Raw genomic sequence first — 7556 nt, forward strand, 5'->3', positions numbered from 1 at the left:
TTTCGCAGAGCGGCAGGCTCACCGTGTCCGAGGCCGTGTTGAAGGGACCGATCATCGGTGGGACCATCGGGGGGTACATCGATTATCCTGCCAACCAGGTGCAGATGAGCGGCACCTTCATCCCGGCCTACGGGCTCAACAACCTGCCGGCGCAGATTCCGCTGTTCGGCCTGTTTCTGGGCGGCGGCAGCAATGAAGGCGTGATCGGGGTGACTTTTCAGGTCGTCGGCACGCCGAGCAAGCCTGACGTCCGCATCAATCCACTCTCGGCCATCATGCCCGGGGTCTTGCGCAAGATCATGGAGTTCCCGACCGGCAAACAGTACAATCAGCTCGATTTCCCACAGCCGAACAACAACGGCAATTAGCTAGCGCCGCAGCGCGGGGACCACCAGGAACGGAATCATTCCCAGCACGACGGCGACGAGCGAGAACGCGATCACCGGGTCATAGCTGTGGCTGAGATCGTGGATCAGGCCGCCGCTCCAGGAGCCACAGGCCGAGCCGAGACCGCTGCCGATCAGGATCGTGCCATAGATGGTGCCAACGCGCTTGCCGCGAAAAATCTTCATCGCGGTTGCTGACAAGAGCGGACCGCGCGAGCCGATCATGCTGCCGAAACAGACGACGAATCCGGTCAGCAGAAAGATATTCGGATAGCGCTGCAGCAGCCAGAGCTGCAAAATGCCGGCGATCGAGACGGCGTAGCTGAACAGCACCGAGGGCCTGCGGCCGATGACGCCGTCGAGCGAGGACACGCCGAGCATCCCGAACAGCAGTACCACGCCGGAAAAGCCCCAGGCGGTGGCCGCCTGCAGCGGCGCAAACCCGGCATCGATCAAATAGGCGACGATCTGCGGCGCGATCGCATACATTCCGAGCGCGGTGAAGAAGAAGGTCCAAAACAGCGCCCAGAAAGCGTGGTGGCGCATCGCGCGCACCAGCGTCCAACCCTCGTCCGTCAGCTCGGTGGTCGCGTACGTGACGAGCTGCGGCGAGCCCGCGGAGAATACTCGCCATGGCAGCAGGAGGAGGGGACCGAGAAGCACCAGCGCCGCGGCGCCGAACAGTTGATAGGTGTCGCGCCAGCCAAAATGGTCGATCAGGATTTGCGAGGCCGGCAGCAGCACCAGCACGCCGCCGCCGGCCGCCGCGTAGACCACGGCCATCGCGGTCGGCAGTTTTGGGCCGAACCAACGGCCGAGCAGGATCGAGCTCGGCACATTGCCGATCAGGGCTGCGCCGATACCCGCGGCAAGCCCGAGCGCGAGTTGGAATTGCCACAGTTTTTGCGCGTAGGCCGCGATCAGGAATGCGGCACCGAGCAGGCCGAGCCCGAGCGTGTAGGTGGTGCGGGGACCTGCGTGATCAAACAGCCGTCCGATCAGCGGCGACGACATTCCACCGGCAAGCAGCGCCAGCGAATAGACCGAGACCACCTCGGCGCGGTCCCAGCCGAAATCTTGCGAAATCGGTTTCAGGAAGACGGTAAAACTCTCGATGAGCCCGCGGCCGAGCACCGCCAGGACGAAGCACAGCGCCAGCACGGACAGCGCCACACGCGCCGGCTTCGCCGACGCCGCCAAAGCGTCCTCCAAAAGGCTCTTTTGACCCATCGCCCGCAGGGGAGCGCGTTTCCTTAAGCCCTGACAAGGCGCAAATGGCGAATGCGCCTATGCAGGCTTGAGCAGGACGTGGCGCTTCCTGCCGAGCGAGAGTTTGATGACGCCTTCGCCGGTGAGGTTGGCCCTCGTCAGCATCATTTTCTCGTCGGTCACCGGCACATCGTTGACACGCAAGCCGCCACCCTTGATCTGGCGCCGCGCCTCGCCATTGGAGGCGACGAGCTCCGCCCTGACGAAGGCGGTCAGCACGCCAAGGCCGGCGTCGAGTTCGCTCTTGGGAATCTCGATCGTTGGGAGATTTTCCGCGATCGCGCCTTCCTCGAACGTCTTGCGCGCGGTTTCCGCGGCCTGTCGAGCGGCATCAGCACCGTGGAGCAGCGTGGTGGCGGCATCGGCCAGCGCCTTCTTGGCCTCGTTGATCTCGGCGCCTTGCAATGTGGCCAGCTTGTCGATCTCGCTCATTGGCAGCGTGGTGAAGAGCTTCAGAAAGCGTGGGACGTCGGCATCTTCAGTATTGCGCCAGAACTGCCAGTACGCGTACGGGCTCTTCATGTCGGCGTTGAGCCAGACAGCGCCGCTCGCCGTCTTGCCCATCTTCTCGCCCGAGGCGGTAGTGATCAGCGGCGTCGTCAGCGCGTGCAGTTGCGGCGTGCCCATGCGTCGGCCAAGATCGATGCCGTTGACGATATTGCCCCACTGGTCCGAGCCGCCCATCTGCAGCCGGCAGTCGTAACGTTGATTGAGCACATAGTAGTCATAGGCTTGGAGGATCATGTAGTTGAACTCGATGAAGCTCATCTCCTGGTCGCGTTCGAGACGCAGCTTGACCGAGTCCATCGCCAGCATGCGATTGACCGAGAAGTGCCGGCCGATGTCGCGCAACATCTCGATCCAGTTCAGCTTGGTCAGCCATTCCGCGTTGTCGGGCATGACGGCCTCGCCCTTGCCCTCGCCGAAGCGGAGAAAGTGCGAGAATACCTGCTTGATGCCGTCCTTGTTGCGCTCGATGTCGTCAATCGAAAGGATCTTGCGCGTCTCGTCCTTGCCGGAGGGATCGCCGACCCGAGTCGTTCCGCCGCCCATCAAGGCGATCGGCTTGTTGCCCGTCTGCTGCAGCCAGTAGAGGCACATGATCTGTACCATCGAGCCGACATGAAGCGAGGGGGCCGTGCAGTCGAAGCCGATATAGGCAACAAGCTCGCGCCGAGCCGCGAGCGCATCGAGCGAACCGGGATCGGAAATCTGGTGGATGAAGCCGCGTTCCCCGAGAATATTTAGAAAATCTGATTTAAAAGTGCTCATTTTTCGGCGGTTTCGATCATCGGTGTTTTGCGGTATTTGCAACAAATCGCGGAACCCCTGATGTCAACGGGTGCCGCTGCCCGGCTGGCTGTGGCATTATAAGATGCGCCGGTTTGGCACAAGCTGGATGTGAGGGACGGCGTATCGCGAAGGCCTGACGCCCATGATGTTGACGGCACTCGGTCTGATGAGCGGCACCTCGCTCGACGGGGTCGATGTCGCATTGATCGAAACCGACGGGCGGCGGATCAGGGCACTCGGTCCGACCAGCTATCGGCCCTATACCGACAGTGAACGCAGCCTGCTGCGTCGGGCCCTGACCGAGGCCGTCCATCTCGCAAGCCGCGAGGAACGGCCGGGCGTGCTGCGCGAGGCCGAGCGCGCGGTCACGGTGGCCCATGCCGAGGCGGTCGCCGCCTTCAGCGCGCAGAACCGGATCGCGAACCAGGAGATCGACATTGTCGGCTTCCATGGCCAGACCGTGCTGCACCGGCCGGAGCGGCGGCTGACGGTGCAGATCGGCGATGCGGCCGCGCTTGCCAAGGTCATCCATATTCCCGTGGTCCATGATTTCCGCGCCGCCGACGTCGCTGCCGGCGGGCAGGGCGCGCCGTTCGTCCCGGTCTATCACCGGGCCCTGGCGCAATCGCTTGATCGGGACGGGCCGATCGTGGTCGCCAATATCGGCGGTGTCTCCAACATCACCTATATCGACGGCCAGAACACGCTGATCGCCTGCGACACCGGTCCGGGCAACGCGCTGCTCGACGATTTCATGTTTCGAACAACAGGCCAAAGCTTTGACATCGAGGGCCGCATGGCGGCCGAGGGCACAGTCGACGAGGCCTGGGTGGCCCGCGCGCTCGCATTGCCCTTCTTCGCGCTGCCGCCGCCCAAATCGCTCGACCGCAACGATTTTGCCAGGCTGAAGCTCGGTACCGTCGCGCCGGCGGATGGGGCGGCGACGCTGACGGCATTCACGGCCGCCGCGATGGCGCGCGTTGTGCCGTTGTTGCCGAAGCAGCCGAAGAGCTGGATCATCAGCGGGGGCGGCGCCCGCAACCTGACCATGATGCGGATGCTGCGCGAAAAGCTGGCCCCGGCGACAGTCGAAGCCGCCGATGCGGTCGGTTGGTCCGGGGATGCGATCGAGGCGCAGGCTTTTGGCTTCCTCGCCGCCCGCGGGATGAAGGGCCTGCCGCTGAGCTATCCGGCGACCACGGGTGTCCCCATGCCGATGACCGGCGGGCTGATCGCGCGGCCGTGAGCTGGATGCAGATGCATCCATCTTGACAAGCTCCATGCAGATGCATCAAAGTCGATGCAGATGCATTGACCTGCGAGGCCCGCCGTGAACGCTCCCCTGAAACTGATCAGCCACAAGCTCTGTCCCTATGTGCAGCGCGCGGTCATTGCGCTCACCGAGAAGGGCGTTCCCTTCGAACGCGTCGACATCGACCTCGCCAAGAAGCCGGAGTGGTTCTTAAAGATCTCGCCGCTCGGCAAGGTGCCGGTGCTCGTCGTCGCGACCGAAAAGGGCGAGGTGGCGCTGTTCGAGAGTAATGTGATCTGCGAGTACATCGAGGAGACGCAAACCGGCCCGAGTCTGCATCCGGCCGATCCGCTGGCGCGCGCCGAGCACCGGGCCTGGATGGAATTCGGCTCCGCGATCCTCGGGGATCTCTGGGGACTGGAAACCACGACCGAAGCCGCGACGTTCGAGAGTAAGCGTCAGGCGCTCGCGGCGAAATTCGCGCGCGTGGACGCCGCACTGGGCGCGGGACCGTTCTTCGCTGGCGACGGGTTCAGCCTGGTGGATGCCGTGTTCGCCCCGGTCTTCAGGTACTTTGACGTATTCGATGATCTTGCCGACCTCGGCATCTTCAAGGAGACGCCAAAAGTTCGGACATGGCGGGCAGAGCTTGCCAAGCGGCCGAGTGTTCGCTCGGCCGTCGGAGCCGATTATCCCGAACTGCTGCGCGGCTTCCTTATCCGCCACGACGCGCATCTGTTGAAAGTCGCCGCGTAACACCATGTCTCGGCAGCTTGCCTGGCTCGCTCTGGTGACCGCGGGCGTTCTGGATGTCGGTTGGGCCGTCTCGATGAAATATGCCGAGGGCTACACGCGCCTCGGCTGGAGCCTTCTATCACTCGCGCTGCTTGCCGCCTTCGTGTTCCTGCTTGGCCGGGCCCTGCAGGCGCTCGAGGTCGGCGTGGCCTACGCGGTGTGGACCGGGGTCGGCGCGGTGGGAACGCTGGTGATGGGCGTCGTGCTGTTCGGAGAAGTGCTCAGCGGCATGAAGCTGGCCGGAATCCTGCTGGTTATGGTGGGGATAGCCACGCTGAAGCTTGCCTAGCTAGCCTCAGAGTTCCCCAGCCATTTTCGCGAGCACCGCGACCGTGTTCATGTTGCGCGCGGTGCCGGATTTGGCGGCGGGAATGACGAGTTTTGATTTGGCCATGCCTTCGCCGTAGTGGACGTAGATCTCGCGGCGCCCGAGAGCGATCTCTTCATCCCTTTGGCCGCGAACGGTCGACAGCGTATCGGCCGGCGGGGCGCGGTCGAGAAACAGCGCCATGGTGCGATTGGGCGCCGCCTTCGGAAACGGATTTTTTGCCGCGACCTCGGCCATCTCCTGCGCCGACCGCACCAGCACGCCGACCGCTTTGCCGGCATAGGCTTCGAGCCGCTTCTCCAGTGCTGCCTTGATCGCGACTTCGGACTTGCGGCTCGAGAACACCACATTGCCGCTTGCGATGTAGGTGCGCACGTTACCGAAGCCGAGCTCCTCGCACATCGCCTTGAGCTCGCTCATCGGCAGTTTGCCGGTGCCGCCGACATTAACGGCCCGCAGCAATGCGATGAACGCGCTCATTGAGGCCCTTATTGTTTGCGCATGATCTTTTCGGACAACCGGTATCCACTTTTCCGGATCATGCGCTAGCGCACGTTGGCGAGCCGCATGTCGAGATAGGCGGTGATCGTCTCCATCAGCGGCTCGAGCTTGCCATCGAAGAAGTGGTTCGCGCCCGGAATCACCTGCTGGTCAATTACGATGCCCTTTTGGGTCTTAAGCTTCTCGACCAGCGTGTTGACGTCCTTCGGCGGCACCACCGCGTCCTTCTCGCCATGCACGATCAGGCCTGAGGACGGGCAGGGCGCGAGGAAGGAGAAGTCATAGAGATTGGCCGGCGGCGCGATCGAGATGAAACCTTCCACCTCGGGCCGGCGCATCAGAAGCTGCATGCCGATCCAGGCGCCGAACGAGAAGCCGGCGACCCAGCAGGCGCGCGCCTCCGGGTTGATGGTCTGCGCCCAGTCCAGCGCCGAGGCTGCGTCCGACAGTTCGCCGGTGCCGTGATCGAACGAGCCTTGGCTGCGGCCGACCCCGCGGAAGTTGAAGCGCAGCACGGAAAAGCCGCGATGCGCGAAAGCGTAATAGCACTGGTAGACGATCTGATGATTCATCGTGCCGTGGAACTGCGGATGCGGATGCAGGATCATCGCAATCGGCGCGTTCTTCTGCTTGGCCGGGTGATAGCGGCCTTCCAGGCGGCCCGCAGGACCGGTGAAGATGACTTCAGGCATCAGTGAATCCTCTTGGGAGCACATCGATCGAGCTTTGCGTCAGACGGCTGTCCGCAGACGGAACCTTGCGATCGAAGCGGCGATCATGCGCCAGTTGGCATGGCGGCGGGTGGCGCATGGATGAATGGAGGCCGCGTTCTAACATGAGGCGAGGGGCAAGAATCAAGCATTTCGAACATCTGATAGTGCGTTCAAGACGTTAGCTTCCTACTTGAATCGCGCGCGGCGGCTTGCACAGTGCGCGCCGCAAAGCCGCCTCTGACCGCGATAACATAATGGTATTATATTACTAAATGCCTGAGCGAGTTTACCTGGATTGGAACGCGACGACCCCGCTTCGTCAGGAGGCACGCGTGGCGATGGCGTCCGCCTGGGATCTTTCCGGCAACCCATCCTCGGTTCATGCCGAAGGGCGGCAGGCGCGTCATCTGGTCGAAGAGGCGCGTGGCGTGCTGGCGCAGGCCCTTGGGGCGCTGCCTCGGAATATCGTGTTTACCTCGGGCGGGACGGAGGCCAACGCCCTGGCGCTGAGCCCGGGGCTTTGCCGTGGGTCCGGGCCGCCGGTCGAGCGGCTGCTGGTGTCCGCGATCGAGCACACCTCCGTTCTCGCTGGCGGGCGATTTGCGCCGGACAGGATCGCAAGCGTGCCGGTGATGCGGTCCGGCCTGGTCGATCTGGGCGCGCTCAGCGCCATGCTGGCAAGCGGGCCGCCGGCGCTGGTCTCGCTGATGGCTGCCAACAACGAGACCGGGGCTGTACAGCCCGTGGCCGGGGCCGCCGCGGCGGTCCATGAGGCGGGAGGGCTGCTGCACGTCGATGCGATCCAGGCATTTGGGAAAATGCGCCTTGATCTCAGCGCGCTGGGAGCCGACCTTGTCACGCTATCGGCGCACAAGATCGGCGGCCCGAAAGGGGTCGGCGCGCTCGCGTTCGGCGAGGGCGTAACCGGCCTGGAGCCGCTGTTGCGCGGGGGCGGTCAGGAGCGCGGGCGGCGAGCGGGAACCGAGGATGTGGCGGGGATCGCCGGTTTCGGTGCGGCA

General features: G+C 63.8%; 8 protein-coding genes and 1 pseudogene. 5 read left to right on the forward strand and 4 right to left on the reverse strand.

Annotation, left to right across the window (positions count from 1 at the left end):
* Positions 1 to 368: pseudogene (locus JOZ76_RS28180) on the forward strand (hypothetical protein); the annotation flags it as partial.
* On the opposite strand, the gene JOZ76_RS28185 reads toward JOZ76_RS28180, so the two are convergent.
* On the reverse strand, positions 369 to 1586 hold the full coding sequence (locus tag JOZ76_RS28185) for an MFS transporter (RefSeq protein ID WP_441300115.1): 1218 nt from the start codon (positions 1584 to 1586) through the stop codon (positions 369 to 371). It abuts the pseudogene before it with no gap.
* A gap of 87 nt (positions 1587 to 1673) precedes the next feature.
* Entirely contained in the window at positions 1674 to 2927 is a 1254-nt protein-coding gene (gene tyrS, locus JOZ76_RS28190; RefSeq protein WP_291704260.1) for a tyrosine--tRNA ligase, read from the reverse strand.
* Between the two features lie 163 nt (positions 2928 to 3090).
* On the opposite strand from tyrS, the gene JOZ76_RS28195 reads away from it, so the two are divergent.
* The 3 genes from JOZ76_RS28195 (at position 3091) to JOZ76_RS28205 (ending at position 5284) form a co-directional block, all read left to right on the forward strand.
* Positions 3091 to 4194 carry an anhydro-N-acetylmuramic acid kinase gene (locus tag JOZ76_RS28195; RefSeq protein WP_291704262.1) on the forward strand — a complete coding sequence of 368 codons (1104 nt, stop codon included), beginning with the start codon at positions 3091 to 3093 and terminating at the stop codon, positions 4192 to 4194.
* A gap of 84 nt (positions 4195 to 4278) precedes the next feature.
* Positions 4279 to 4956 (forward strand): glutathione S-transferase family protein, encoded by a 678-nt coding sequence (locus JOZ76_RS28200; protein WP_291704264.1) that lies wholly within the window; start codon positions 4279 to 4281, stop codon positions 4954 to 4956.
* Between the two features lie 4 nt (positions 4957 to 4960).
* On the forward strand, positions 4961 to 5284 hold the full coding sequence (locus JOZ76_RS28205) for a DMT family transporter (protein WP_291704266.1): 324 nt from the start codon (positions 4961 to 4963) through the stop codon (positions 5282 to 5284).
* 6 nt (positions 5285 to 5290) lie between these two features.
* On the opposite strand, the gene JOZ76_RS28210 is transcribed toward JOZ76_RS28205, so the two are convergent.
* Both JOZ76_RS28210 and JOZ76_RS28215 read right to left on the reverse strand, forming a co-directional pair.
* Positions 5291 to 5803: a DUF1697 domain-containing protein gene (locus JOZ76_RS28210; protein WP_291704268.1), complete on the reverse strand. Its 513-nt coding sequence runs from the start codon at positions 5801 to 5803 to the stop codon at positions 5291 to 5293.
* A gap of 65 nt (positions 5804 to 5868) precedes the next feature.
* A complete protein-coding gene (locus tag JOZ76_RS28215) occupies positions 5869 to 6516 on the reverse strand; it encodes an alpha/beta hydrolase (RefSeq protein ID WP_291692898.1) in 648 nt (215 codons plus the stop codon).
* A 293-nt stretch (positions 6517 to 6809) separates the two neighbouring features.
* Here JOZ76_RS28215 and JOZ76_RS28220 point away from each other — a divergent pair.
* A partial coding sequence (locus JOZ76_RS28220; RefSeq protein WP_291704270.1) for a cysteine desulfurase family protein occupies positions 6810 to 7556 on the forward strand: 747 nt, incomplete at its 3' end.

It is taken from the genome of Bradyrhizobium sp. (assembly GCF_019244115.1).
Classification (GTDB): domain Bacteria; phylum Pseudomonadota; class Alphaproteobacteria; order Rhizobiales; family Xanthobacteraceae; genus Bradyrhizobium.

Excerpts from the sequence above, each read along its gene's own strand:
- tyrS (WP_291704260.1), bottom strand. The coding sequence starts at position 2,927 with ATGAGCACTTTTAAATCAGATTTTCTAAATATTCTCGGGGAACGCGGC.
- JOZ76_RS28205 (WP_291704266.1), top strand. The coding sequence starts at position 4,961 with ATGTCTCGGCAGCTTGCCTGGCTCGCTCTGGTGACCGCGGGCGTTCTG.
- JOZ76_RS28195 (WP_291704262.1), top strand. The coding sequence starts at position 3,091 with ATGATGTTGACGGCACTCGGTCTGATGAGCGGCACCTCGCTCGACGGG.
- JOZ76_RS28215 (WP_291692898.1), bottom strand. The coding sequence starts at position 6,516 with ATGCCTGAAGTCATCTTCACCGGTCCTGCGGGCCGCCTGGAAGGCCGC.
- JOZ76_RS28210 (WP_291704268.1), bottom strand. The coding sequence starts at position 5,803 with ATGAGCGCGTTCATCGCATTGCTGCGGGCCGTTAATGTCGGCGGCACC.